Consider the following 26,274-nt stretch of genomic DNA (forward strand, 5'->3'; position numbering starts at 1 on the left):
CTTCTGTTCCTCGGCGCCTCGATCTCGCGCTATCCGCTCGAAGGCTATCGCGAGCGCTGCGACACATCAGTCGTGCTCGGCTCTCGCCATGCCAAGAAGCCGATCGAGCTGAAGATCCCGATCACCATCGCCGGCATGAGCTTCGGCTCACTGTCAGGCCCCGCCAAGGAGGCACTCGGGCGCGGCGCGACCCTGTCGGGCACCTCGACCACCACCGGCGATGGCGGCATGACCGAGGAAGAGCGCGGCCATTCAAAGCAGCTGGTCTATCAATATCTGCCGTCGCGCTACGGCATGAACCCGCGCGATTTGCGCCGCGCCGATGCGATCGAAGTCGTCGTCGGCCAGGGCGCCAAGCCGGGCGGCGGCGGCATGCTGCTTGGCCAGAAGATTTCCGACCGCGTCGCCGAGATGCGCACGCTGCCCAAGGGCATCGACCAGCGCTCGGCCTCGCGCCATCCCGACTGGACCGGACCCGACGATCTCGAGATCAAGATCCTCGAACTGCGCGAAATCACCGACTGGGAAAAGCCGATCTACGTCAAGGTCGGCGGCGCCCGGCCCTACTACGACACCGCGCTTGCCGTGAAGGCCGGCGCCGATGTCGTTGTCGTCGACGGCATGCAGGGCGGCACCGCCGCCACCCAGGAAGTGTTCATCGAAAATGTCGGTATGCCGACGCTTGCCTGCATCAGGCCGGCGGTGCAGGCGCTGCAGGATCTGGGCATGCACCGCAAAGTGCAGCTGATCGTCTCCGGTGGTATCCGCAACGGCGCCGATGTCGCCAAGGCGCTGGCGCTCGGCGTCGACGCGGTCTCGATCGGTACGGCTGCCCTTGTCGCGCTCGGCGACAACGATCCCCGCTGGGAGGCGGAGTATAACGAGCTCGGCACCACCGCCGGCGCCTATGACGATTGGCACGAGGGGCGCGACCCCGCCGGCATCACCACGCAGGACCCCGAATTGATGAAGCGGGTCGACCCGGTGGCCGCCGGACGCCGGCTGGCGAACTACCTCAAGGTGATGACGCTGGAAGCGCAGACCATCGCGCGTGCCTGCGGCAAGAACAGCCTGCACAATCTCGAACCCGAGGACCTCGTCGCGCTGACGATCGAGGCAGCCGCCATGGCCGGCGTGCCGCTGGCCGGCACCAACTGGATACCGGGGAAGAACGGCTTCTAATCAACGAAGGGCCGACTCCCGCATACTCGGGAACAACAATCGATAAAAATGGGGAACTAGCGTGGCAACTGATCTTGCAGAATTCGCAAGGGCGAAAAACGTCAAATATTTCATGATTTCCTACACTGACCTGTTCAGTGGCCAGCGTGCCAAGCTGGTGCCGGCGCAGGCAATCGCCGACATGCAGAAGGACGGCGCCGGCTTTGCCGGGTTCGCCACCTGGCTGGACCTGACGCCGGCACATCCCGACATGCTGGCGGTGCCGGATCCGGATTCGGTGATCCAGCTGCCGTGGAAGCCGGAAGTCGCCTGGGTCGCGGCCAACTGCATCATGGACGACAAGGAGGTCGACCAGGCGCCGCGCAACACGCTGAAGCGGCTGATCGCGGAAGCCGCCAGCGACGGCATGCACGTCAAGACCGGCGTCGAGGCCGAGTTCTTCCTGATCTCGCCGGACGGCAAGACGATTTCCGACGAATACGACACGGCCTCAAAGCCCTGCTACGACCAGCAAGCGGTGATGCGCCGCTATGACGTCATCGCCGAGATCTGCGACCACATGCTGGCGCTCGGCTGGGGCGCCTACCAGAACGACCACGAGGATGCCAACGGCCAGTTCGAGATGAACTGGGCCTTCGACGACGCGCTGGCGACCGCGGACAAGCACTCGTTCTTCAAGTTCATGGTCAAGTCGATCGCCGAGAAGCATGGCCTGCGCGCGACTTTCATGCCCAAACCCTTCCAGGGGCTGACCGGCAATGGCTGCCATGCCCATATCTCGGTCTGGGACAAGGCCGGCAAGACCAACGTCTTCGCCGACAATTCGATGGAGCTTGGCCTGTCGGCCAAGGGCAGGAATTTCCTCGGCGGCATCATGAAGCACGCCTCCGCGCTGGCCGCCATCACCAACCCGACGGTCAATTCCTACAAGCGCATCAACGCGCCGCGCACCATCTCGGGCGCGACCTGGGCGCCGAATACAGTGACCTGGACCGGCAACAACCGCACCCACATGGTGCGCGTGCCCGGCCCCGGCCGCTTCGAACTGCGGCTGCCGGATGGGGCGGCAAACCCCTATCTGCTGCAGGCGGTTATCATCGCTGCCGGCCTCGACGGCATCCGTTCCAAGGCAGATCCCGGCAAGCGCTACGACATCGACATGTACCAGCATGGGCACACGGTGAAGGGCGCGCCAAAACTGCCGCTCAACCTGCTCGACGCGTTGCGCGAGTTCGACAAGGACAAATCGCTCAAGGCGGCGCTGGGTGAGGAATTCTCGTCGGCCTACCTAAAGCTGAAGCACCAGGAATGGAATTCCTATGCTTCGCACTTCACGCAATGGGAGCGCGACCACACGCTGGATATCTGACCACCAGCGTGACGCGAGCGACCTCGGAATGAACTGATGAAATATTCGATCTTTTCGCTCGCCCGCGCCGCCCTGTCCGGTCACAAGAACTGGCAACGCACCTGGCGCGACGCCACGCCGAAGGATCGCTACGACGTGGTGATCATCGGCGGCGGCGGCCACGGACTTGCCACCGCCTGGTTTCTCGCCAGCGAGTACGGCATCAAGAATGTCGCCGTACTCGAAAAAGGCTGGATCGGCTCCGGCAATGCCGGCCGCAACACCACCATCATCCGCTCCAATTACGGTCTGCCCGGCAACACCGGCTTCTACGAATTGTCGATGAAGCTGTGGGAGCGGATGGAGCAGGACCTCAACTACAATGCGATGGTCAGCCAGCGCGGCGTCATCAATCTCTACCACTCCGACGCACAGCGCGACGCCTATGCGCGGCGCGGCAACACCATGCGCATCAACGGCATCGACGCCGAACTGCTCGACCTCGCTGCCGTCAAGAAGATGATACCGTTCCTGAACTTCGACAATGCGCGCTTTCCGGTGCAAGGCGGGCTCTTGCAGCGGCGCGGCGGCACGGCGCGGCACGATGCGGTGGTCTGGGGCTATGCGCATGCGGCGAGCGAACTCGGCGTCGACATCATCCAGAATTGCGAAGTCACCGGCTTCGTCAGGGACGCCAATGGCAAGGTGACCGGCGTCGAGACATCGCGCGGCAAGATCGGCGCCGGCAAGGTCGGCATGGCTGTTGCCGGAAGTTCGTCGCGCGTCGCGGCGATGGCCGGCCTGCGCCTGCCGATCGAAAGCCATGTGCTGCAGGCCTTTGTCTCCGAGGCGATCAAGCCGCTCATCCCTGGTGTCATGACCTTCGGCGCCGGCCATTTCTACGTCAGCCAGTCCGACAAGGGCGGCCTGGTCTTCGGCGGTGACATAGACGGCTACAATTCCTACGCCCAACGCGGCAACATGCCTGTGATGGAGGACGTCTGCGAGGGCGGCATGGCGCTGATGCCGATGATCGGCCGCGTGCGCCTGCTGCGCCAGTGGGGCGGCATCATGGACATGTCGATGGATGGCTCGCCGATCATCGACAAGACGCCGGTCGACGGGCTCTATCTCAACGCCGGCTGGTGCTATGGCGGCTTCAAGGCGACGCCGGGCTCCGGCTTTGTCTTTGCCCATCTTCTGGCCCGCGATGAATCGCACGAAGAGGCCGCACGGTTCCGCCTCGACCGGTTCCGGACTGGTGCGATGATCGACGAAAAGGGCCAGGGCGCCCAACCGAACCTGCATTGAAGGCGGTCTAGAACAGCATGCGCATTGTCTGTCCCTTCTGCGGCGAACGCGAACTCGGCGAGTTCACCTATCTCGGCGACGCCAAGCCGATGCGGCCCGAAGCCGGCGCCTCGGAAGACGAGGTCTTCGACTATGTCTATCTGCGTGACAATGCTGCCGGACAGACCAGCGAACACTGGTACCATGGCGGTGGTTGCCGGGCCTGGCTGAAGGTCACCCGCAACACGCTGACGCACGAGATTTCCGCCGTTGAGCCGGCGGCTGGCGTGGGTGCGAGGCAGGTCGCGAAATGAATTTTCTTGTGCAAGTCAGCGCCGCCCCTCACCTGCCTGCCGGCACCCTCTCCCCGTATAGAGACTGGGAGAGGGACGCTGGCCGCAACCTGGCCGCTATTCCTGCAGCGTTGATGATTGGCGAAATCTTGGACGAGAGCGTCCTTCTCCCCGTCACTATACGGGGAGAAGTGCCCGGCAGGGCGATGAGGGGCAGCGCGACCCTGCCGCATGACATCGAAGCGACGAAGGGTCGGCAATCGTGACTTCCAGCCAATCTCACCGTCTCACGTCGGGCGGTCTCATCGACCGCTCGGTGCCACTGAACTTCCGTTTCGACGGCAAGGCTTTCTCCGGCTTCCAGGGCGACACGCTCGCCTCGGCGCTGATCGCCAACGGCGTCAAGCTGGTCGGCCGATCGTTCAAATACCATCGCCCGCGCGGTATTCTCACCGCTGGTTCGGAAGAACCCAACGCGCTGGTCGAGCTGCGCACCGGCGCACGGCGCGAGCCGAACACCAAGGCGACGACAGCCGAACTCTATGACGGGCTCGAGGCCGCCAGCCAGAACCGATGGCCGTCGCTGCGCCACGATGTGATGTCGGTGAACCAGCTGTTCGCGCCGATCTTCGTCGCCGGCTTCTACTACAAGACCTTCATGTGGCCGGCGAAGTTCTGGGAAGCGATCTACGAGCCGGCGATCCGCCGCGCCGCCGGCCTCGGCCGTGCCTCAGGCATCGCCGATCCCGATCACTACGACAAGGCATGGGCGCATTGCGATGTGCTGATCGCCGGTTCAGGTCCGGCCGGTTTGGCCGCGGCATTGGCAGCCGGCCGTGCAGGCGCCCGCGTCATCCTGTGCGAAGAGGATTTTGTCCCCGGCGGCCGCCTGCTGTCGGATGGCGGCACGATCGATGGTGTGCCGGCAGCCGAATGGCTGTCGCGGACGCTGGCTGAATTGGCCGATATGCCCGATGTCCGCATCATGACCCGCACGGCACTATTCGGCGTCTACGATGGCGGCACCTATGGCGCGATCGAGCGGGTCAACGACCACCTGCCCTCGCCGCCTCAGCATCAGGTGCGACAGCGGCTGTGGCGGATCGTGGCGAAGCGCTGCGTCGTCGCGGCCGGCGCCATCGAACGGCCGATCGTCTTTGCCGGCAACGACACGCCCGGTGTTATGATGGCATCCGCCATGCGCACCTATGTCGCGCGCTATGCGGCGACACCGGCAAAGCGCCTCGCGCTGTTCACCAACAATGAGGATGGCTGGCGTACGGTCGAAACGGCGCTTGGCGCGGGACTACAGATCGCGGCGGTCATCGATGCACGGTCCGAAGTGTCGCCGGCGCATCGTTCGCTGGCCTCCAAGGGTGGCTTCCCGGTGCTGCATGGTTCCGTAAGGGGCGTCGATGGCGGCAAGGATGGCGTCAGGAAAATCGCGGTCTCGCTGACCGGTGGCGCGCGCGCCGAGGTCGAAGCGGACGGCCTCGCAGTCTCCGGCGGCTGGAACCCGGCGGTCGGGCTGACTTCCTACCATCGTGGCCGGCCGAAATGGCAGAACGACATATCTGCCTTCGTGCCGGACGGCGCGCCTCCCGGCATGGTCGCCGCCGGTGCCGCCAATGGCGATTTCGGCCTCGGCGCCTGCCTGAGCCAGGGATTTGCCGCCGGCGCGGCAGCGGCACGTGACACGGGACATAGCGGCACAGTGGGTATCGCGCCTGCCGCCGACGACGAGGCATTCTCGCTGACGCCGCTATGGCACGTCGCCGGCAAGGGCAAGGCTTTTGTCGATTACCAGCACGACGTCACCGCCTCCGACATTGAACTGGCGCAACGCGAAGGCTTTGAATCCGTCGAGCACCTGAAGCGCTACACGACGCTCGGCATGGCGACCGACCAGGGCAAGACCTCGAATGTCGCCGGCCTTGCCATCATGGCCGCGGTCAGCGGCCGTTCGATCCCCGAGACCGGCACGACAATCTACCGGCCGCCTTACGTGCCGGTCGCCATCGGCGCCTTCGCCGGCCATCACCGCGACGAGACGTTCCATGCGACGCGGCTGACGCCGTCGCACCACTGGGCGGCCGAACAGGGCGCAATCTTCGTCGACACCGGCCTGTGGAAACGTGCGCAATGGTACCCTCGCGCCGGCGAGAAGGACTGGCTGGAATCGGTGACCCGCGAGGTCAAGGCGGTGCGCGGCGGCGTCGGCTTCTGCGATGTCTCGACGCTCGGCAAGATCGACGTGCACGGCCCCGATGCCGGCGCCTTTCTCGATCGCGTCTACATCAACACCTTCTCCAGCCTCGCCGTTGGCAAGGCGCGCTATGGGCTGATGCTGCGCGAGGACGGCATCGTCTATGACGATGGCACGACATCGCGGCTGGCCGAGGACCACTATTTTCTGACCACCACCACGGCCAAGGCCGGGCTGGTGATGCAGCATCTCGAATTCTGCCGCCAGGTGCTGTTCCCGGAGCTCGACGTGCAGCTCACTTCCGTCTCGGACCAGTGGGCGCAATTCTCGATCGCCGGGCCGAAGACACGCGACCTGCTCAGGGAAATCGTCGACCCGGCCGAAGACCTTTCCAACGAAGGCTTTCCATTCATGGGCGCGCGCGAAGTCGCACTTCGCGGGGGCCTGAGGGCACGGCTGTTCCGTATCTCGTTCTCAGGCGAGATGGCTTTCGAGATTTCAGTGCCGGCGCGCTTCGGCGATGCCATGGCGCGCAATTTGATGCTGGCCGGCGCGCCATTCGGCGTGACGCCCTACGGCACCGAGGCGCTCGGCGTCATGCGCGTCGAAAAGGGCCACATCGCCGGACCGGAACTGAGCGGCACGACGACGGCGGCCGATCTTGGCCTGGGCAAGATGATGTCGACCAAGAAAGACTATATCGGCCGCGTCATGGCCGGACGCGAGGCGCTGGTAGCCCCGGACCGGCAGGTCGTCGTCGGCATCAAGCCGACGGACAAGGCACGCCGGCTGCGCTCCGGTGCGCACATCATCCCGAAGGGACAGACACCCGGCCCCGGCAACGACCAGGGCTATGTCACCTCGGTCTGCTTCTCGCCGACGTCGGATCAGTGGATCGGGCTCGCGCTTGTCGAACGCGGCCGCGAACGCATCGGCGAGATCGTGCATGGGCATGACCCGTTGCGCGGCGAAGACTACGATGTCGAACTCTGCAATCCCGTCTTCTACGATCCGGATGGAGGGCGCCAGCGTGGTTGATTTTTCCTGGGCTCCCCGCAGTCCCCTTGAAAAGGCGCTTGTTGCCGGCGTGCATGGTGCACGCGGTATCGAGGCCGGCGTCTCGCTGACCGAGATCCGCAATTTTGATCTCGTCCAGGTGATGGCGCGGCGCGGTAAGGCGGCTGACATGGCCACGGCAGCGAAGGTTCGCTTTGGCGTTGCTGCTCCGGAAACGCCGACGGCAGTCGGCGCGGCGGACGCAACGCTGATCTGGTCGGGACCGGATCAGTTTTTCGTGCTGTCGAAGGGCGGCAAGCATTCGACTGAAGCACTCGCTCAGGCGTTTGCATCTTCCGCCTCGCTGTCCGACCAGTCGCATGCGCGCGTGCTGATCAGCATCTCGGGTGACAAGGCGCGGGCGATGCTGGCGAAACTGTCGTCGATCGATTTGCATCCCGATGCGTTTCCGGTTGGCGCGGCGGCGGCTACGTCGATTGACCACACCAGTGTCACGCTCAGGCGTGGGAATGATCGAGATGGCCTGGCGGTGTTCAACCTCCTGGTGTTCGCGACTTTTGCCGAGAGCCTGTGGCACACGATGCTGGACTCGGCCGCGGAGTATGGTGTGGTTATCGGCCATTCCGAGGAATTCTAGCCCGCCAATTGTGGACCTCGGCGCCGCCCCTCATTGCCCTGCCGGGCATTTCTCCCCGTGAACGGGGAGAAAGAAGCTGTTCGGAGTGCCGCGCTATTTCTGCAATGTTGGCGATTGGCGAAACCGGCGACGACAGCGTCCTTCGCCCCGTTTACGGGGAGAAGATGGCAGCAGCCAGATGAGGGGCAGCACCGACGTTTGGAAGATAGACTGGGAGGCCAATTCAATCTCAATTGTCTGGGTTCGAAGCATCACCTTCACCTTGCCAAACGCACGCGCACTGCTATTCTTACCGCTAAAATAATTTCACACACAGGCAAACTTGTTTCTCGAACCGCAAGGCTGAAATGAGCCAGTCGCCCTACCCCGCAATTGCTGCCGGACCGCCGCGGCCGAGCCTCATCCTGAGGCCCGGCCAGATCGCGCTGCCGCCGGGCATGGAGCGTTATACGATCCATGGCAATGGCGCGGTGCTCATCGACATCGAGGCCGGCGACACGATCACCGTGCGCAATGTCGAGGGCGGCCAGGCCTGCGAGTTGCTGGCCTGGGACAGGACCGGCGCGACCGATCCCGGCATTTTTGGTGAAGCATCGAACAGCAACGCTGCTGGCATCAAGGCGCTATTGGCCGAGGACGACGACAGCCTCGCATCGCTACGGAGCGGGCTCGCGCGCCGGCAGGTGCAGCTTGACCACGCCAAGGCGGTTCGCGTGTTCGGCGGCGCGACACCCGCCGGCACCGAGCAGGCTTTCACGGTCGCGCGCGACGGCGCGATGCTGATTGCGGCCCCCGGCGGGCCGATGCTGGTCGATGGCCACGACACGGCGACGCCGCTGATTGCCATCGTTCGCCGTGCCACGATCCGCCCGGCGGCGAAATCGCTACTGGCCGATCCGCTGGCCGACCCGGTTCTCGATTTGCGCGTCCATTCGGCGACGGCGGAATCCTATTTCGTCAAGGCTGGCGACTATCTCCAGATCATCGATGTCGACGGGCGCCAGTGCACCGATTTCCAGTGCTTTTCGGCGCGCAAGCTGGACAGGGGATTGGATCATCCGCTCGACGTGACGACGACTCGCACGCTGATGGGTGCGAGCTACCCGATGCCCGGCCTGCATTCCAAATACTACGACCAGGACATGGAGCCGCTGGTCGAGGTTATCCAGGACACATGCGGCCGGCACGACGCCTTCGCGCTCGCCTGCGCCGCCAAATATTACGACGACATCGGCTATCCCGGCCACACCAACTGCTCGGAGAATTTCAACGGCGCTCTGGCCGGCAAGGGCGTCAATCCCCGCGCGGGCTGGATGGCGATCAACTTCTTCTTCAACACGGCGATCGACGCGCATGGCGTCATGGTGTCCGACGAGCCGTGGTCGCGGGCGGGTGACTATGTGCTGCTCAGGGCGCTCACCGACATCGTCTGCGTGTCCTCCGCCTGCCCCGACGACACGACGCCGGCCAATGGCTGGAACCCGACCGACATCCATGTGCGGACCTATTCCGGCCAGCACAAATTCTCGCGAGCGATCGCCAGACGCATGACGCCCGATTCGGAACAGAAAATGACCCGCGAGACAGCTTTTCATTCGAGCTTTGCCAAGCACACCCGCAACTTCGGCGAGTACAGGGGCTATTGGCTCGCCAATTCCTTCGCCAAGGACGGGCCGATCGCGGAATACTGGGCGTGCCGCCAGGACGCGGTGATCATGGACCTGTCGCCGCTGCGCAAGTTCGAGGTCACCGGCCCGGATTCCGAGGCGCTGCTGCAATACACGCTGACCCGCGACGTCAAGAAGCTCGGTGTCGGCCAGGTGGTCTATTCGGCCATGTGCTACGAGCATGGCGGCATGATCGACGACGGCACCCTGCTGCGGCTCGGCAAGGACAATTTCCGCTGGGTCGGCGGTGACGATCTGTCCGGCGAATGGCTGCGCGAGACGGCGACGAAGCTCGGCCTCAACGTGCTGGTGCGCTCGTCGACCGACCAGATGCACAACGTCGCCGTCCAGGGTCCGAAGAGCCGCGACATCCTGCGAGAAGTGATCTGGACTTCGCCATTGCAGCCGTCGATCGACGAGCTCGAATGGTTCCGCTTCGCCGTCGCCCGCATTGGTGGCGGCAACGGCATTCCGGTCGTCGTCTCGCGCACCGGCTATACCGGCGAACTCGGCTACGAGATCTGGTGCCATCCGCGCGACGCCGAAAAGGTGTTCGACGCCATCTGGGAAGCCGGCCAGCCGCATGGGCTGAAGCCGATGGGGCTGCAGGCGCTGGACATGGTGCGCATCGAGGCCGGGCTGATCTTCGCCGGCTACGAATTCTCCGACCAGACCGATCCGTTCGAGGCCGGCATCGGCTTCACCGTGCCGCTGAAGAGCAAGACCGACGATTTCATCGGCCGCGAGGCGCTGATCCGCCGCAAGGAGCACCCGCAGACGAAGCTGGTCGGCCTCGACATCGACGCCAATGTCGACGTCGGCCATGGCGATTGCGTGCATGTCGGCCGCGCCCAGATCGGCGTGGTCACGTCGGGCATGCGCTCGCCGGTGTTGAACAAGACCATCGCGCTGGCCAAGCTCGACGTCACCCATTCGGCTGTCGGTACCGAGGTCGAGATCGGCAAGCTCGACGGCCATGCTAAACGGCTGCCGGCGCGCGTCGTCGCCTTCGCCCACTACGATCCGCAAAAGATCAAACCACGCTCCTGACGGCCTTCCTCCGAAGACAGTGAGGCCGTGCTGGCAGCCTGCGATAGGAATTTTTTCTTGACCTGCTGAGGGCAGCTATGCTACATATTCGTCCATGGTGCTGATTTGCGCCGCGACCCGCCTGCGGCGGGTTTTTCGTTTCCAGACCCCTGGTCCTTTTCCGAACAATCCTGTCCGCCAGTGTGAAGCTGACATGTTTCGCAAGCGTGATGTGCACGGCGCGACAATTCGCTTGACGTGAAAGCGCGCCGGATCAATCTTCACTCCTAAGAAAAAAATACGACTGAGTGGAAACACCGGCAGTCCATCAATGCATGCGTCGATGGTGAGCCTAGCGAAGCCGCGGCGGTCACGAACGGGGAACATCAAAATGGGGAACAAAGACATATGAGCACGATAACGACTGTCCTGGAGCCGCTTGCCGAAGGCAAGTTGCACCGAAAAATCGACTGGCGCGGCGCCTTCTGGGTGGCGAGCGGTGTGCCTGCCCTCGTCCTGTTCTCGATCGGCGGCATTGCCGGCACGACCGGCACGCTGGCCTTCGCGATCTGGATCTTCTCCATGATCATGGGCTTCCTGCAATCCTTCACCTATGCCGAAATCGCCGGACTGTTTCCAAACAAGTCGGGCGGCGCGTCGATCTACGGCGCCACCGCATGGCTGCGCTATTCCAAGTTCATCGCGCCGCTGTCGGTGTGGTGCAACTGGTTCGCCTGGTCGCCGGTGCTGTCGCTCGGCTGCTCGATCGCCGCAGCTTATATCCTCAACGCGTTGGCGCCGGTGCCGCTGTTCACCGAGGCCTCGCCCGAAGTCGTCGCCTATATCGCCGCGCATGCCGGGACGAGTGCCGCCGACGCCATCACGGCGGTGACCACCGCGGCAACGCCGGTGATCCGCAACTGGACGCTCTACAGCCACACGCTGGGGCCGGTCTCGTTCACCCTCAACGCGACCTTCTTCATCGGCGCGGTGCTGATGCTGATCATCTTCGCCATCCAGCATCGCGGCATCCTCGGCACTGCCAATGTGCAGAAATATATCGGCCTGCTGGTCATCATCCCGATGCTGATCGTCGGCGTCGTGCCGATCGTCACCGGCCAGATCAACTGGGCGAATTTTTCGCCGCTGGTGCCGCTGGCGGCAGCCTACGCGCCCGAACCCGGCGCCTGGAACATCGCCGGCTGGACGCTGGTGCTTGGCGGCATGTTCATCGCCGCCTGGTCGACCTACGGTTTCGAGACCGCCGTCTGCTACACCTCGGAGTTCAAGAACCCGGGCACCGACACGTTCAAGGCGATCTTCTATTCCGGCCTTTTGTGCATGCTGCTGTTCATCCTGGTGCCGTTCACCTTCCAGGGCGTGCTTGGCCTCAACGGCATGCTGGCGACACCGATCGTCGACGGCTCCGGTGTCGCCGACGCGCTGGCCGGCATGGTCGGCGGCGGCGCACTGATCCACAGCCTTTTGGTGATGCTGATGATCCTGGCTCTGGTTCTGTGCATCATGACGGCCATGGCCGGCTCTTCACGCACGCTCTACCAGGGCTCGGTCGATGGCTGGCTGCCGCGCTATCTCAGCCATGTCAACGAACATGGCGCGCCGACGCGGGCAATGTGGACCGATCTCGTCTTCAACCTGATCGTGCTGGCCATCGCCTCTGCCGACGCGACGAGCTTCTTCTTCATCCTCGCCGTGTCGAACTGCGGCTATATCATCTTCAACTTCCTCAACCTCAATGCCGGCTGGATCCACCGCATCGACAACGGCCATATCGCCAGGCCTTGGAAAGCACCGAGCTGGTTGCTCGGCGTCGGCGCGATCTTCGCCTATGTCAACATGATCTTCATGGGCGCGGGCGCCAAAGTTTGGAATCCGATGGCGCTGTGGGCCGGCCTGATCACTGCGGCTCTGATCATCCCGGTGTTCTGCTTCCGCCATTACATCCAGGACAAGGGCAAGTTCCCCGACCACATGCTGGCCGATCTCGGCATGACGGGGGCCGACCTCTCGGTCAAAAAGGCGGGCATACTGCCTTATCTGACGCTGGTCGCCGGCGTGGTGGTGATGCTGCTCGCCAACTGGTTCTTCGTCATCTGACCTCGTAAAAGTGAAAAGGATCGGGCGCGCTTCGGCGCGCCCGATCTTTTCGACTGGCGTGATCGATCTATTCGGCGGCCAGTGCCAGTTGCGGCTTTTCGGTTTCCTGGCTCAGTTCCAGATCGTCGGTCCGCCCCTCCGCCCCGCGCTTCTTCGGTTCCCGGCCGAAGAACAGGGCGTACCCGGCAGGCAGGACCAGGATTGTCAGCACCGTGGCAACGAGGATGCCGCCCATCATGGCGTAGGCGAGCGGACCCCAGAAGACGCCGCGCGAGATCGGGATCAGCGCCAGCACCGCCGTCAGCGCCGTCAGCGTGATCGGCCGGAAACGGCGAACGGCCGAACCGATGATCGCCTCGTAGCGGTCCATGCCCGCGGCGATGTCCTGGTCGATCTGGTCGACCAGGATGATCGAGTTGCGCATGATGATGCCGAGCAGCGCGATGACGCCGAGAATGGCGACGAAGCCGAACGGCGCGCCGCTGATCAAGAGTGCCGCGGCAGCACCGATAATGCCAAGCGGACCGGTCGCCAGCACCAGCATCGCCTTGCCGAAGTTCTGCAGCTGGATCATCAAAAGCACGACGATGACAGCCAGCATGATCGGCGCCTTGGCGGCGATCGAAGCCTGGCTTTCCGCCGAATCCTCCGCACCGCCCTGGATCTCGACCTTGTAGCCGGGCGCCAATCCGTTACGCAGGCCCTGCACATCCTTGTACAGTTTGGTGACGACGTCATTGGACTGCACGCCGTCGGGCAGCGTTGCCCGCACACTGATGGTCGGCAGACGGTCGCGGCGCCACTCGATGCCTTGCTCCAGCACCGGCACCACCTTGGCAACCTGCGACAGCGGCACGAAGCCACCGAAGTCGGTCGGGATATAGACCGAGTCGACCGAGGACAGGAGGCTGCGGCTGGCATCCGGCTCGCGGGCAACGATGGACACCGTCTCCTCGCCGTCGCGGAAGTCGTCGAGCGGCGCGCCGGACATTGCCGCCTGCAGCATCTGGCGGATGCGCTGCGAGGTGACGCCGAGTGCGCGGGCACGATCCTGGTCGATGACCAGCTTCATCGCCGGAACCGGCTCCAGCCAGTCATCATGCACGGCGCCAAGCAGCGGATCCTCACGGAACTTCGCCTTCACCTGGTCGGCGATGCGGCGCACCTCCTGGCGATCCGGCCCCATGACGCGCATCTGCACCGGCCAGCCGGTCGGCGGGCCGAGGAACAGACGATCGACCTTGGCACGGATGGATGGGAAGTCTTCAGCCAGAACAGTGCGCAACTTGACGATCAACCGTTCGCGGGCCGGTTCGTCATTGGCCATGACGAGCAGCTGGGCGAAGTTGGGGTTGCTCAGCTGCTGGTCGAGCGGCAGGAAGAAGCGCGGCGCGCCTTCGCCGATATAGGTGGCGATGAAACGCTTGTCCTTGTCGTCCATCATCTTGGTTTCGAGCGCCTTGGCCTGCGCCTCGACTTCCTTGATGCTGGTGCCTTCCGGCAGCCAAAGGTCGACGAGGATTTCCGGCCGCGACGATTGCGGGAAGAAGTTCTGCGGAATGAACTGGAAAGCCCACAGGCTGGTGCCGAAGGTGACCAGCGTCATCACCAGGACGATGATGCGATGGCGCACGGCCCAGCTGACGGTAGCACGAAGCCGGCGATAGAAACGCGTGTCGAAGACATCGTGATGGCTGCCGGCATGCTTGCGCTGCTTGAGGATCATATTGCCGAGCCATGGCGTGAAATAGACCGCGACGAACCAGGAGACGATCAGCGCGATGCCGACGACATAGAACAGGGTCCGGACATATTCGCCGGCTGTCGAGGCCGCGAAGCCGACCGGAATGAAGCCGGCCGTGGTGATCAGCGTGCCGGTCAGCATTGGGAAGGCGGTCGAGGAATAGGCGAAACTCGCCGCCTCGACTTTGACCATCCCCTCCTCCAGCTTGCGCTCCATCATCTCGACGACGATCATAGCGTCGTCGACCAGAAGACCGAGCGCGATGATCAGCGCGCCGAGCGAGATGCGCTGCAGGTCGATGCCGAGTTCGTACATGATGGCGAAGGTCGCAGCCAGCACCAGCGGGATGGCGATGGCGATGACCAGGCCGGAACGCCAGCCTATCGACAGGAACGAGACGACGAGCACGATCAGCAGCGCTTCGCCAAGCGCATGCATGAACTCGGCCACCGCATCGGTGACGACGCCCGGCTGGTCGGAGATCTGGTCGACCGCAACCCCGTAGGGCAGCGCCTCTTCGAAGCGCTTGTAGGTGGCCTCGACATCCTTGCCGACGTCGGTAACCTTGAAGCCCTTGGCCATGACGACGCCCAACTGCACGCTGTCGTGACCGTTGAAGCGGTATTTGCGCTGGAACGGATCTTCCAGCCCCGAGGTCACCGTGGCGATGTCGCCCAGCCTTGTGACCTGGCCGCCGGCGCGCAGGCGCAGGTTCCGGATATCCTCGACCTTGCCGACATCGCCCTCGACGGAGATGCGCACCGAGTTGGTGCTGGTATCGACGGAGCCGGCCGGGTCGACATTGTTCTGTCCCTTGATCGCATTCTGCAGATCGGTCAGCGTCAGGCCGCGTTCGGCCAAGGCCTTGGACGAGACGTCGATATAGATCTTTTCCGGCTGGTCGCCGATGATGACGGCCTTCTCGACGCCGGGCGTCGTCAAAAGCATGTCGCGCGCCTGGATGGCGAACTTCTTCAGTTCGGGATAGCTAAAGCCGTCGCCGCTGATCGAATGCAAGGTGATGAAGGTGTCGCCGAACTCGTCGTTGAAATACGGGCCGAGCAGGCCCTGCGGCAGGTCGCCCTGGATATCGCCCACCTTCTTGCGCACCTGGTAGAATGCGTCCGTCACCTCGGCGGTGTTGGTGTCGCCCTTGATCTGCACGGTGATGATGGCGCTGCCGGCGCGGGTGAAGGAGCGCACGAAATCGAGATGCGGCGTTTCCTGCAGCTTGCGTTCGATCTTGTTGACGACCTGGTCTTCCATCTCCTTGATCGAGGAGCCGGGCCAGATCGCCTGGACGACCATGATCCGGAAGGTGAAATCGGGATCTTCCTTCTGGCCCATACGCATCAGGCCGAGCGCGCCGGAAATGATGATCAGGCCGAACAGGAACCGCGCAATGGCGGGATGGCCGATTGCCCAGCGCGACAAGTTGAAGGGCCGCTTCTCTTCCGTGGAATTGGTCATCGACGCTGGTCCATCTATCTAGCGCAACAAAATCGAGGGTTCATAGTGGCTTCCGGGCGGCAAGGCTCTCCGAGCAGAGAAGCACTCATCGCGGTGGGACGCGAGATCGATGTGGGGGTTACATCAATCGAGCGTCTCGGTCAGGCGCCTGCCGCCCGGAAACCAACGACTGCGGGAACGCGCAGCCGGTTGTCTGTCGTCAGCGCACCTGCTTGGCGTCGCCGTCTGCCGCGGATGCCGATTGCAGCGCCGCATCACCAGCGAGCTTCACCTTCAGGTTTTCGGTCATGAATTGCGTGCCGGCGGCGACCACGACATCGCCGGGTTTCAAACCCTCTGCGACACGCACGCCATCGGCGGCGAACTCGGCAACCTTGATCGGACGGGCATGAACGGTGTCGGCGCCACGATCGACGGTCCAGACGATCGATTGGGTGCCTTGCTCGGCCAATGCGCTCAGCGGGATCGAGACCAGCTGCCGCTCATTGGCCGCCGAGGCTTCGATGCTGGCGGTCATGCCGAGCAGCACACGCGGATCGTTTGGCAGGCTGACGCGGACGGCAAAGGTGCGTGACTGCGGATCGGCGCTACCGGCGACTTCGCGGACCTTGCCATCGAGCGCCAGCGCATCGTCGGACCAGAAGCCCGCCTTGACTGCCTTGCCCGGCCTGAATTCGGCGATTTCCATTTCGGGGACGGCGATCAGCACTTCCTTCTCGCCGTCGACGGCGACAGTGACAACCGGCGTACCGGAACCGACGACCTGACCGACGTCGGCACTGACCGTGGTGACGATGCCATCCCTGTCGGCCTTGAGATCGGTATAGCCGACCTGGTTCTTCGCCTGTGCAAGTGTCGAAAGGGCGGAATCACGCGTGGCGACCGCTTGGTCATAGGTCAAGGTCGCCTGTTCGAGCTGTGATTTCGGGGCAAAATTCTTGGCAAAAAGCTGCTCGGCTCGCTTGCGGGCAAGCTCCACGGTCTCGACCTGCCGCTCGGCGGCATCGAGCGCTGCCTGCGCGCTCTTGACCGAGAGGTCGTAGTCAATGGGATCGATGCGGGCGAGCACATCGCCCGCGGCCACATGCTGGCCGATATCGACGAGGCGCTCGGTGATCTTGCCATTGACGCGGAACGCCAAAGCGCTCTCGGTGCGGGCTCGTACCGAGCCGGAATAGGAGAGCGTGCGGGTGTCGTGCACCTTCGCGATCTCGACAACCTTGACGGGACGGATGATATCCTTGACTTCGGCTTTTTCCTGGCTGCAGCCGGCAAGCCCGAGAGTGGCGACGATCAGGCCGGCAACTGGCAGCTTGCGAAGGATGAAATTGGACAAAGACATCTTGGTACTCCGACTGGAGATGAATGGTCGACAACCGGCTGGCGGGGGCTATTACTTCAGAGCTCTGATCGCATAGTCGATCAGATCGTCGGGCATCGCCCGGTTGGTCTTGGCAAGGCACTGCGCAACCATTTGCGGATGGCACAGGATGACCGTTGCGGCACCGAAGCAGCGCGACGCGGTCACCGGGTCCTGTTGTCTGAACTCACCGGCCTCGATGCCGTCGCGGATCACCTCCGCAAACAGGTCGTGGATGCTGTCGACATGCTTGTCGATCACACCCCAGTCCCGTTCGAGGGCGACGATGACCATCTCGTGGACCTTCTGGTCGTCGAGCATGACCTCCATCGTCATCTTGTATTGCGCATGCACGTAACGCCTAAGCCGCTCCTCGGCGCTGATCGGCAGGCGCGAAATCTCGTAGGCCATCTTGTAGCTGGCGCCGAGCATACGGCCGCAGACGGCCTGGTGGATTTCGACCTTGGAGGCGAAGAAACGGTAGATGTTGGCGGGCGACATGCCGAGCTCACGCGCGATGTCGGCGACATTGGTCTTGCCGTAGCCATAGTGCCGGAACAGGCGCTCGGCGCAATCGAGAATGCGCGTTACATTTTCCTGTCGGGCGGCTTCGGCGACTATGGTGGCGGCTTCGGACATGATCCTCTATCGATTTACGAGTGATGAATTTCGATTTTCGTCATTCGTAAATTGAAAAGAGCAACCTGTCAATGCGGATTCGGTGTACACGTACGAATGGTGACAGATGGTGACAGGGAACCGACGAAAGTCGCGGAGGCTTTGCCCAATCGCAAAGGTCGTAACTGGAGGAGAGCAGCGACGAGGCTTAGGTCCCCCTCGCCATCTCGCGCAACCGGAATTTCTGGATCTTGCCGGTCGAGGTCTTCGGGATTTCGGCGAAGATGACCGCCTTCGGCACCTTGAACCGGGCAAGCAGCGCGCGGCAGTGATCGATGATCTCGGCTTCGGTCGCGGCCTTGCCGGGCTTCAGCTCGACATAGGCAACAGGCACCTCGCCCCATTTATCGTCGGGCCTGGCGACGACGCCGCAAGAGGCAACCGACGGGTGCTTGTAGAGCGCGTCCTCGACCTCGATAGAGGAAATGTTCTCGCCACCGGAGATGATGATGTCCTTGGAGCGGTCCTTCAACTGGATGTAGCCATCGGGGTGCATGACGCCGAGATCGCCGGAGTGGAACCAGCCGCCGGCGAAGGCCTCGTCGCTCGCCTTGCGGTTTTTCAGGTAGCCTTTCATGACGATGTTGCCGCGGAACATGACCTCGCCGATGGTCTCACCATCGGCCGGTGTCGTCCGCATCGTCTCGGGATCCATGACCGTCAGGCCTTCGAGCGCTGCATAGCGCACGCCCTGCCGCGCCTTCCTGGCGCTGCGCTCGCCCTTTTCGAGATCGTCCCAGGCGCCATGCCATTCGTTGACGACCGCCGGGCCATAAGTCTCGGTCAGGCCGTAGAGATGGGTGACGGCAAAGCCGGCATCCGCCATGCCGGACAGTACGGCTTCCGGTGGCGGAGCTGCCGCGGTGTTGAAGGTGACAGTCTGCGGGAATTCGCGCTTGTCCTCGTCCCTGGCATTGATCAGCACCGACATGACGACCGGGGCGCCGCACAGATGGGTGACGCCGTGATCGGCAATCGCATCGTAGACCGGCTTCGGCCGCACCCATCGCAGGCAGACATGGGTGCCGGCCTGGACAGCGAGCGTCCAGGGAAAGCACCAGCCATTGCAGTGGAACATCGGCAGCGTCCAGAGATAGACGGCGTGCTTGGCCATGCCGGCATGAATGGTGTTGGTGTAGGCCATCAGCGCGGCACCGCGATGGTGGTAGACGACGCCCTTCGGATTGCCTGTCGTTCCGGAAGTGTAATTGAGCGAGATGGCGTCCCACTCGTCGTCGGGCATCGACCAGGCGAAATCCTCGGCACCGCCTGCGACAAACGCCTCGTAGTCCAGCGTGCCAACCCGCTCGCCCTTCGGATACGGCGCGTCGTCGGCGTATTCGGGATCGTCATAGTCGATGACCAGCGGCTTGACCTTGGTCAGTTCCAGGGCCTGCTTGACGACGCTCGAGAATTCGCGGTCCACGATCAGCACCTTGGTCTCGGCATGATCGAGCTGGAAGGCGATGACCGCGGCATCGAGGCGGGTGTTGAGCGAATGCAGCACCGCCTTGGTCATCGGCACGCCGAAATGCGCCTCCAGCATCGGCGGCGTGTTGGACAGCATGACGGTGACGGTGTCTCCCTTGCCGATGCCGCGCCTGTCGAGCGCGGAGGCAAGCTTCAGCGACCGATGCCAGAAAGTGCGATAGTCGATGCACTGGCGGCCGTGAATGATGGCGACATGGTCGGGATAGGTCTTGGCCGCGCGCTCCAGATAGGTGAGCGGTGTCAGCGGCTGATGGTTGGCCGCGTTCTTGTCGAGATCCTGTTCGTAAGGACTGCCCATCCCATGCTCCCCCGCGGTTTCTTTCAGACGTTCTAATCACAGGCTCGGGCCGCGTCACCACAAACGATGCCACGAGAGAGCGCATTTGGCACAATGATGACCAGATTCGGCGTAAGCGGGAGTATCGCATACCTCTGCCCAGTTTGACTTTTGTCGAGAGCCGTGAATAATGTCAGCCGAGGAGACGGCATGGCGATCCGACCGGCAGAACAACTCATCCACAAGGCCGCCTGGCTCTACTATGCCCATGGCCTGCGGCAGGACCAGGTGGCGAGCCAGCTTAACATTTCCCGTGCCTCGGTCGCCATGTATCTGCGCAAGGCGCGCGAGACCGGCATCGTCAACATCTCGACTTCGACCCAGCTTTTCACCGACGACGTGCTGGCGCGCAAGCTCGAGGATGCGTTGAGCCTCGACGCCGTCTGGATCGCACCGGAGAATGATCATATTGCCGACCCGTCGACGGAAATCGCCGTGCTGGCGGCAAGCGTCTTTCTCGAACTGGTCAAGAAGGGCGACCGCATCGGCGTCGCCTGGGGCCGCACCGTCTATATGATCGCCGACGTGATGTCCTATGCCGATCTGCAGGATGTCACGGTGGTGCAGCTCTGCGGCAATCTCGGCGCACCCTATTCCTATCGCCCCGACCAATGCACCATGGAGATCGCCCGGCGGCTCAACGCCAAGGGGCTCAATTTCTACGCGCCGCTGGTGCTGTCGACGGAAGAACTCGCGCGGGCGCTGCGTGCCGAGCCAGTCATCCGGGAACAATTGTCGGGTGTCAGCGAATGCGACCTGGCGTTATACTCGGTCGGCGCGGTCGACGCCGACAGCCATCTGGTCAAATGCGGCGCGCTGACGCCAAACGAAATGGCGGATTTGCGTAGCCAAGGCGCTGCCGGCGTGATTGCCGGGCAGATCATAGACGCCGAAGGCAAGGTGCTCGGCTGCGGTTATAACCGCCGGGTGATCTCCGCCGAACTTGCCTCGCTGCGCGCCATCGCCAGGCGTTTGGTGGTGGTGCAGGAGGACAGCAAGTTCGAACCGCTGCTCGCGGCGATCGCGGGCGGCCTTTGCACGCATCTGGTGGTCGGCGCGCACATGGCGCAGCGGCTCCTGGATCATGCGGCTGCCACGACAGAAAAGGCCTCCTAGAAATCCTCCTCTCCGCCGCCGGCGCATTGTCATCAAAGCGTCGCGGCAATCCTGTTTCACCATCAAGACAAACAACCGGACGAAGCGAACATGAACAATTTGTGGAATGACGAAACAGCCGAAAAACTCGTCGCCGACTACGCGAAAAAGGGTGTCGGCCGCGACCTGGCACTGCGCGTCTACACGACCCGGCTGCTCGGCGGCGAACCACGGCTGGTCCTGCATGGCGGCGGCAACACTTCCTGCAAGACGACGGCAACCGATCTTGTCGGCGACCAGTGGGACGTGCTGTGCGTCAAGGGCAGCGGCTGGGATATGGGCGTCATCGAGCCGCAGGGCCTGCCGGCGGTCAAGCTCAAGCCGTTGCTCAAGGCGCGCGCGCTGAACAGGCTGGCCGACGAGGACATGGTTGCCCTGCAACGCGTCAACCTCATCGATCCGTCCTCGCCCAACCCGTCGGTCGAGACGCTGCTGCATGCCTTCCTGCCGCACAAATTCGTCGATCACACGCACTCGACTGCCATTCTCGCCATCGTCGACCAGGAGGACTCCAAGCCGCTGGTGAAGACGGTTTTCGGCAGCAGGATGGGTTATGTGCCTTACATCATGCCCGGTTTCGACCTCGCCAAGGCGGCCGCCGACATCTTCGACGCCGACCCTGACGTCGAGGGCCTGATCCTCGATAAGCACGGCATCTTCACCTTTGGCGACGACGCCAAACAAGCCTACGACCGGATGATCCACTATGTGAATGTCGCCGAGGACTTCATTGCCGCAAGCGGCAAGCCGAAGGCGGCAAAGGCGGCCTTGCCGGCAAGCCTCGCGACACCGGCGTCCATCGCGCCGATGCTGCGCGGCGCGGTGGCGGTAGCGCGCGGCGAAGGCCGCTTCGACCGCATGATCAGCGATTTCCGCACTTCGCCGGTAATTGTCGATTTCATCAATTCGGCTGAGATCGCCGACTATGCCGGACGCGGTGTGTCGACACCGGATCTGTCGATCCGCATCAAGACCGGCCCAATGGCGCTGCCGGCGCCCGATGCGGACAAGGCCGGTGACTACAAGGCGGTGATCAAGAGCCATGTCGACGCGTTCGCCAAGGATTATCGCGCCTATTTCGAAACCAATGATGCGCTCGACGACGTCAAGCGCACCATGCTCGACGAGATGCCGCGGCTGACGCTGGTGCCGGGCCTCGGCATGTTCGGCCATGGCCGCACGCTGAAGGACGCGAAGATCGCCTCGGATGTCGGCGAGATGTGGATCGAGGCGGTGCGCGGCGCCGAGGCGGTCGGCCGTTTCCATCCGCTCTCCAAGGCCGATCTGTTCCCGCTGGAATACTGGTCGCTGGAACAGGCCAAGCTCGCCTCCAACAAGCCGAAGCCACTGACTGGCCAGGTGGTGCTGATCACCGGCGGCGCCGGCGCGATCGGTGCAGCGACAGCCAAATTGTTCGCCGACAATGGCGCCCATGCAGTCGTCGTCGATCTCGACGCCGAAAAGGCTGCCGATGCGGCGAAGAAAGCCGGCAACAATTCGATCGGCGTCGCCGCCGACATCACCGACCCGGCGCAGGTGCGTGCCGCCTTCGACAAAGCGGTCGCCGTGTTCGGCGGTGTCGACATCCTGGTTTCCAATGCCGGCGCCGCCTGGGAAGGCCGCATCGGCGAGCTCGACGACGCTCTCCTGCGCAAGAGTTTCGAGCTTAATTTCTTCGCCCACCAATCGGTGGCGCAGAATGCCGTGCGCATCATGCTCGAGCAGGGCACAGGCGGCGTGCTTTTGTTCAACACCTCCAAACAGGCGGTCAACCCCGGCCCGAAGTTCGGCGCCTATGGCGTGCCGAAGGCGGCGACACTGTTCCTGTCCAGGCAATACGCGCTCGACTATGGCGCGCATGGCATCCGCTCCAACGCCGTCAACGCCGACCGCATCCGCTCGGGGCTTCTGACCGACGCCATGATTGCCAGCCGTTCGGGCGCGCGGGGCGTGTCGGAGAAGGACTACATGTCCGGCAATCTGCTCGGCCAGGAAGTGACGGCGCAGGACGTGGCGCAGGCCTTCCTGCATCACGCGCTGGCTGACCGCACCACCGCCGATGTGACGACGGTCGACGGCGGGAATATCGCGGCAGCGCTGCGCTGACGTAGAGATCCGTCCAGACGAAAAGGTGCGGTGCAACTCTGAAGCTTGCTCGAGAAGGGGCGGTTGGGAACTATCGACCCGACCGGCCATTGAGATCGAGCAAGGTCAAGCAGCTAAATTGTTGCCGGGAGTTCCCTCATGCCAACCGATGACTGGTCCCTGCCCGAACGCTTTATTTATTCGGGTCACCCGATTGCATGGGGAACGATCGGCGACGGCCCGCCGGCGGTCTTGCTTCATGGTACCCCGTTCTCGTCGGTGGAATGGCGGCGGATTGCAGCTTGGCTCGGGCAACGGCGCCGGATCTACTATTTCGACATGCTCGGCTACGGGCAATCCGCCAAGCCCGACGCGGACGTGTCGCGCGGCATTCAAAACGAGTTGTTCGCGGCGCTCTACGCTCACTGGGAGCTGGAGTGGCCCGACATCGTGGCGCATGACTTCGGCGGCTCCGTCGCGTTGCGCGGCCACCTGCTCAACGGGCTCGATTATCGCTCCCTGGTGCTGATCGATCCGGTCGCGATCAGCCCCCAGGGATCGCCCTTGGTTCAAGCGGCAAAAGAACACGAGAAAGCGTTTGCCGGTCTCCCGGCCTATATCCATGAAGCCATGCTTCGCGCCTATATCGGCGGCTCTGTCGCGAACGCGTTGCGCGCGGACGAAATGCAGCTCTATCTGCAGCCATGGCTTGGAGACGAGGGACAGAAGGCTTTTTGGCGTCAGATCGCACAGATGGACGACAAGTTCAGTCGAGAGGTCGAGTGGCGGTACGACGAGATACGTTGCCCTGTGACGATCCTGTGGGGTGAAGACGACGAGTGGATTCCGCTCGACGACGGGCGAGAACTCGCGCGCCGCATCCCCGGTGCGCCGTTCATCGCGGTTCCAAATGCCAAACATCTCGTTCAGGAAGACGCGCCGGAGGCAATAATCTCGACTGTGCTCGACTTCTGGAACGACCAGCATCCTTCGGCCGCCGCGAAACCCCTGCTACAGCAACTCTAGAATGTGTTTCCAGGCCCTGGTTCCCAGCCTCGAATCAGCCTCGTCACTGCGGGCATCGAAACAAGGTTCCGGCGACGGCGCCGGGCAGGTCTTCCTCGATTGCCGCCTGGACTTCCATATAAGCACCGTACCTTGGGCCGGAGCCTGGCGCCGGCTGCAGATATTCGGCAAAAAGGCCGCCTGCAGCAAGGGGCTGCAGGCGGCCTTCGATAGCGGAACCTACTTCGCGTTCGGGTTCGGCATCCAGGCCGGCATCGCGACATCGGCATGGGCGAACTGCGGCAGCTTGGCCGACAGGTCCTCCATGTTCTTGATGTCCTTGTCGATGAGGTCCTTCTGGGTGATCAGCGTCGGCGGCACGACGACGTTGTGGCCCGGATCTTCACCGGCCAGCAACTGCGCCAGCGCACGCACCGAGACCTGTCCGACGACGGCCGGGTTGGTCGCGGCGGTCGCAGCCCAGGCGCTGTCGGGCTCGCGCATCGCAGCGATATCCGACGTCGAAATGTCGGCCGAATAGATCTTGATGCCCTTGTTCAAGCCCGCTTCGTCGACGGCGATCTTCACGCCCTTGGCGAATTCGTCATAGGGAGCGAACATCACCTTGATGTCGGGATGCGCCGTCAGCACCGAACGCGCCTGGTTGGCGACGGAGTTGGCAATCGGATTGTCGAGCGTGCCGAACATCGCGACTTCCTTGATGCCGGCATATTTCTTCTTGACGTCGACCCAGGTCTCGTTGCGGCGGTCGAGCGGCGCGATGCCGGCGACATAGACATAGCCGGCATTCCAGCTCTCGCCATTGTCCTTGACAGCCTGCTCGAGCGCGAGGCGCGCCAGGTCGCGGTCGGACTGTTCGATCTGCGGGATTTTGGGATTTTCGACATTGACGTCGAAGGCCACCACCTTGATGCCGGCGTCGACCGCACGCTGTGCGGCGTCCTTCATCGATTCCGTCAGGCCGTGCTGGATGATGATGCCCTGCACGCCAAGCGCGATGGCCTGATCGACCATGTCGGACTGAAGGGCGGCATCCTGGCGGCTGTCGAGGACACGCAAGTCGATGCCGAGCGCCTTCGACTGTGCCTCGACGCCCGAGAGATAGGCCTGGAAGAAGTCGCCGGTCGAGAGATAACGCACCAGCGCGATCTTGACGCCGGGCTTGTCGAAAGGCGCCGGCTTGTCCGCGGCAAAAGCCGGGACCTGCATCAGCATGGTTGCGCCGGCCAATCCGAGCGCCACCTTCCCCAGAAGTCTTCTTGTAATGCTCACTTTGTTTTCCTCCACTCTTTGTTGAACCCAAAATCCTGTTCCGGTCGAAAGCTACCTCCGGCCTCTGCCAGAAAGCGCAAAGGTGAAGACAAGGGCGACGACCAGAACCACGCCCTTGACGAAATCCTGCGTATAGTAAGGCGCGTTCATCATCGTCAGGCCTTGCAGCAAGATGCCGACGAACAGCGCACCGATGGCAGTGCCGAAGGCGTTCGGCTTGGCGGCACCTAGCACCGCGTAGCCGATCAGTGCCGCGGCGACCGCATCGAGCAGCAGATTATTACCCGAGGCGATGTCGCCGCGTCCAAGCCGGGCAGCGAGCAAAATACCGCCAATCGAGGCAAAAACTCCTGAAATAACGTAGGCCCAGATCTTGTATGCCTTGACAGGCGCACCGGCGAGTTCGGCGGCGCGCTCATTGCTGCCGACGGCATACATCATGCGGCCGAAACGTGTGTATTCGAGGAAGAACCAGATCAGCACGGCGAGCACGAGCAGGACCACCACCGACACCGGAATGAGGTTCGGGATGAAGAAATCGAAACGGTGGCGGCCGAGCGCCAGGAAGGCGTCGGAGAATTTGCCGCTGGCGACCGAACCGTCGGGCATGGTCATGCCGGTGGCGATCGAGCGGCCTTCTGTCGGAATGCGCTGCAGGCCGACGAGCAGGAACATCATGCCGAGCGTCGCCAGCAGATCGGGCACACGCATGTAGACGATCAACCAGCCATTGATCAGGCCGACAATGGCGCCGATGAGCAGGCAGACGACGACCGCGACAAGGGCGTTCTGCTCCAGCACCACCATGACATAGGCCGCCGCCATCATGGCTGATGTAGCGACCGAGCCGATCGACAGATCGAAGCCGC

The 26,274-nt window shown here is 63.2% G+C and carries 17 protein-coding genes; 11 read left to right on the forward strand and 6 right to left on the reverse strand.

Going from position 1 to position 26,274, the window contains the following annotated elements:
• The 8 genes from EOD15_RS06040 to EOD15_RS06080 all read left to right on the forward strand — a co-directional run.
• On the forward strand, positions 1-1,182 hold a 1,182-nt coding region (locus tag EOD15_RS06040; protein WP_148129498.1), incomplete at its 5' end, for an FMN-binding glutamate synthase family protein.
• A 61-nt stretch (positions 1,183-1,243) separates the two neighbouring features.
• Positions 1,244-2,551, forward strand: coding sequence for a type III glutamate--ammonia ligase (glnT, locus tag EOD15_RS06045; RefSeq protein ID WP_127321954.1), 1,308 nt, complete (start codon positions 1,244-1,246; stop codon positions 2,549-2,551).
• Between the two features lie 36 nt (positions 2,552-2,587).
• Positions 2,588-3,841 carry a sarcosine oxidase subunit beta family protein gene (locus EOD15_RS06050; protein ID WP_127270293.1) on the forward strand — a complete coding sequence of 418 codons (1,254 nt, stop codon included), beginning with the start codon at positions 2,588-2,590 and terminating at the stop codon, positions 3,839-3,841.
• Positions 3,842-3,858: 17 nt separating this feature from the next.
• Positions 3,859-4,134, forward strand: coding sequence for a sarcosine oxidase subunit delta (locus tag EOD15_RS06055; RefSeq protein WP_127321955.1), 276 nt, complete (start codon positions 3,859-3,861; stop codon positions 4,132-4,134).
• 241 nt (positions 4,135-4,375) lie between these two features.
• Positions 4,376-7,357 (forward strand): sarcosine oxidase subunit alpha, encoded by a 2,982-nt coding sequence (locus EOD15_RS06065; RefSeq protein WP_127408352.1) that lies wholly within the window; start codon positions 4,376-4,378, stop codon positions 7,355-7,357.
• Positions 7,350-7,973: a sarcosine oxidase subunit gamma family protein gene (locus EOD15_RS06070; RefSeq protein ID WP_127322334.1), complete on the forward strand. Its 624-nt coding sequence runs from the start codon at positions 7,350-7,352 to the stop codon at positions 7,971-7,973. Before EOD15_RS06065 ends, EOD15_RS06070 begins: the two co-directional genes overlap by 8 nt.
• A 347-nt stretch (positions 7,974-8,320) precedes the next feature.
• Positions 8,321-10,690, forward strand: a complete 2,370-nt coding sequence (locus EOD15_RS06075; RefSeq protein ID WP_127408353.1) for an aminomethyltransferase family protein — start codon at positions 8,321-8,323, stop codon at positions 10,688-10,690.
• A 387-nt stretch (positions 10,691-11,077) separates the two neighbouring features.
• Complete coding sequence (locus tag EOD15_RS06080) at positions 11,078-12,787, forward strand: APC family permease (protein WP_127321807.1); 1,710 nt, start codon at positions 11,078-11,080, stop codon at positions 12,785-12,787.
• A 67-nt stretch (positions 12,788-12,854) separates the two neighbouring features.
• Here the strand turns inward: EOD15_RS06080 and EOD15_RS06085 are convergent, their stop codons facing one another.
• The 4 genes from EOD15_RS06085 to EOD15_RS06100 form a co-directional block, all read right to left on the reverse strand.
• Positions 12,855-16,001, reverse strand: coding sequence for an efflux RND transporter permease subunit (locus EOD15_RS06085; RefSeq protein ID WP_127321806.1), 3,147 nt, complete (start codon positions 15,999-16,001; stop codon positions 12,855-12,857).
• Between the two features lie 199 nt (positions 16,002-16,200).
• Positions 16,201-17,343: an efflux RND transporter periplasmic adaptor subunit gene (locus tag EOD15_RS06090; protein WP_127408354.1), complete on the reverse strand. Its 1,143-nt coding sequence runs from the start codon at positions 17,341-17,343 to the stop codon at positions 16,201-16,203.
• 51 nt (positions 17,344-17,394) lie between these two features.
• On the reverse strand, positions 17,395-18,000 hold the full coding sequence (locus EOD15_RS06095) for a TetR family transcriptional regulator (protein WP_027036073.1): 606 nt from the start codon (positions 17,998-18,000) through the stop codon (positions 17,395-17,397).
• Positions 18,001-18,187: 187 nt separating this feature from the next.
• Positions 18,188-19,828 (reverse strand): acyl-CoA synthetase, encoded by a 1,641-nt coding sequence (locus EOD15_RS06100; RefSeq protein ID WP_127321999.1) that lies wholly within the window; start codon positions 19,826-19,828, stop codon positions 18,188-18,190.
• A 189-nt stretch (positions 19,829-20,017) separates the two neighbouring features.
• Here EOD15_RS06100 and EOD15_RS06105 point away from each other — a divergent pair, with 189 nt between their 5' ends.
• From EOD15_RS06105 to EOD15_RS06115, 3 genes are all read left to right on the forward strand, one after another.
• Positions 20,018-20,983, forward strand: coding sequence for a sugar-binding transcriptional regulator (locus EOD15_RS06105; protein WP_127321998.1), 966 nt, complete (start codon positions 20,018-20,020; stop codon positions 20,981-20,983).
• Positions 20,984-21,073: 90 nt separating this feature from the next.
• Positions 21,074-23,128 carry a bifunctional aldolase/short-chain dehydrogenase gene (locus EOD15_RS06110; protein WP_127408355.1) on the forward strand — a complete coding sequence of 685 codons (2,055 nt, stop codon included), beginning with the start codon at positions 21,074-21,076 and terminating at the stop codon, positions 23,126-23,128.
• A gap of 138 nt (positions 23,129-23,266) precedes the next feature.
• A complete protein-coding gene (locus EOD15_RS06115; protein ID WP_127320965.1) occupies positions 23,267-24,133 on the forward strand; it encodes an alpha/beta hydrolase in 867 nt (288 codons plus the stop codon).
• Between the two features lie 219 nt (positions 24,134-24,352).
• Here the strand turns inward: EOD15_RS06115 and EOD15_RS06120 are convergent, their stop codons facing one another.
• Positions 24,353-25,405 (reverse strand): substrate-binding domain-containing protein, encoded by a 1,053-nt coding sequence (locus EOD15_RS06120; RefSeq protein ID WP_023808755.1) that lies wholly within the window; start codon positions 25,403-25,405, stop codon positions 24,353-24,355.
• A 51-nt stretch (positions 25,406-25,456) separates the two neighbouring features.
• Positions 25,457-26,274, reverse strand: an 818-nt coding sequence (locus EOD15_RS06125) for an ABC transporter permease (protein WP_148129499.1), incomplete at its 5' end; no start/stop codon positions are given.

The organism is Mesorhizobium sp. M7A.T.Ca.US.000.02.2.1 (assembly GCF_003996995.1).
Taxonomy (GTDB): Bacteria; Pseudomonadota; Alphaproteobacteria; order Rhizobiales; family Rhizobiaceae; genus Mesorhizobium.

Bases quoted from the DNA above. Each gene is read 5' to 3' on its own strand.
- EOD15_RS06050 (WP_127270293.1), top strand. From the start codon at position 2,588: ATGAAATATTCGATCTTTTCGCTCGCCCGCGCCGCCCTGTCCGGTCAC.
- EOD15_RS06055 (WP_127321955.1), top strand. From the start codon at position 3,859: ATGCGCATTGTCTGTCCCTTCTGCGGCGAACGCGAACTCGGCGAGTTC.
- EOD15_RS06075 (WP_127408353.1), top strand. From the start codon at position 8,321: ATGAGCCAGTCGCCCTACCCCGCAATTGCTGCCGGACCGCCGCGGCCG.
- EOD15_RS06080 (WP_127321807.1), top strand. From the start codon at position 11,078: ATGAGCACGATAACGACTGTCCTGGAGCCGCTTGCCGAAGGCAAGTTG.
- EOD15_RS06085 (WP_127321806.1), bottom strand. From the start codon at position 16,001: ATGACCAATTCCACGGAAGAGAAGCGGCCCTTCAACTTGTCGCGCTGG.
- EOD15_RS06090 (WP_127408354.1), bottom strand. From the start codon at position 17,343: ATGTCTTTGTCCAATTTCATCCTTCGCAAGCTGCCAGTTGCCGGCCTG.
- EOD15_RS06095 (WP_027036073.1), bottom strand. From the start codon at position 18,000: ATGTCCGAAGCCGCCACCATAGTCGCCGAAGCCGCCCGACAGGAAAAT.
- EOD15_RS06100 (WP_127321999.1), bottom strand. From the start codon at position 19,828: ATGGGCAGTCCTTACGAACAGGATCTCGACAAGAACGCGGCCAACCAT.
- EOD15_RS06105 (WP_127321998.1), top strand. From the start codon at position 20,018: ATGGCGATCCGACCGGCAGAACAACTCATCCACAAGGCCGCCTGGCTC.
- EOD15_RS06110 (WP_127408355.1), top strand. From the start codon at position 21,074: ATGAACAATTTGTGGAATGACGAAACAGCCGAAAAACTCGTCGCCGAC.
- EOD15_RS06115 (WP_127320965.1), top strand. From the start codon at position 23,267: ATGCCAACCGATGACTGGTCCCTGCCCGAACGCTTTATTTATTCGGGT.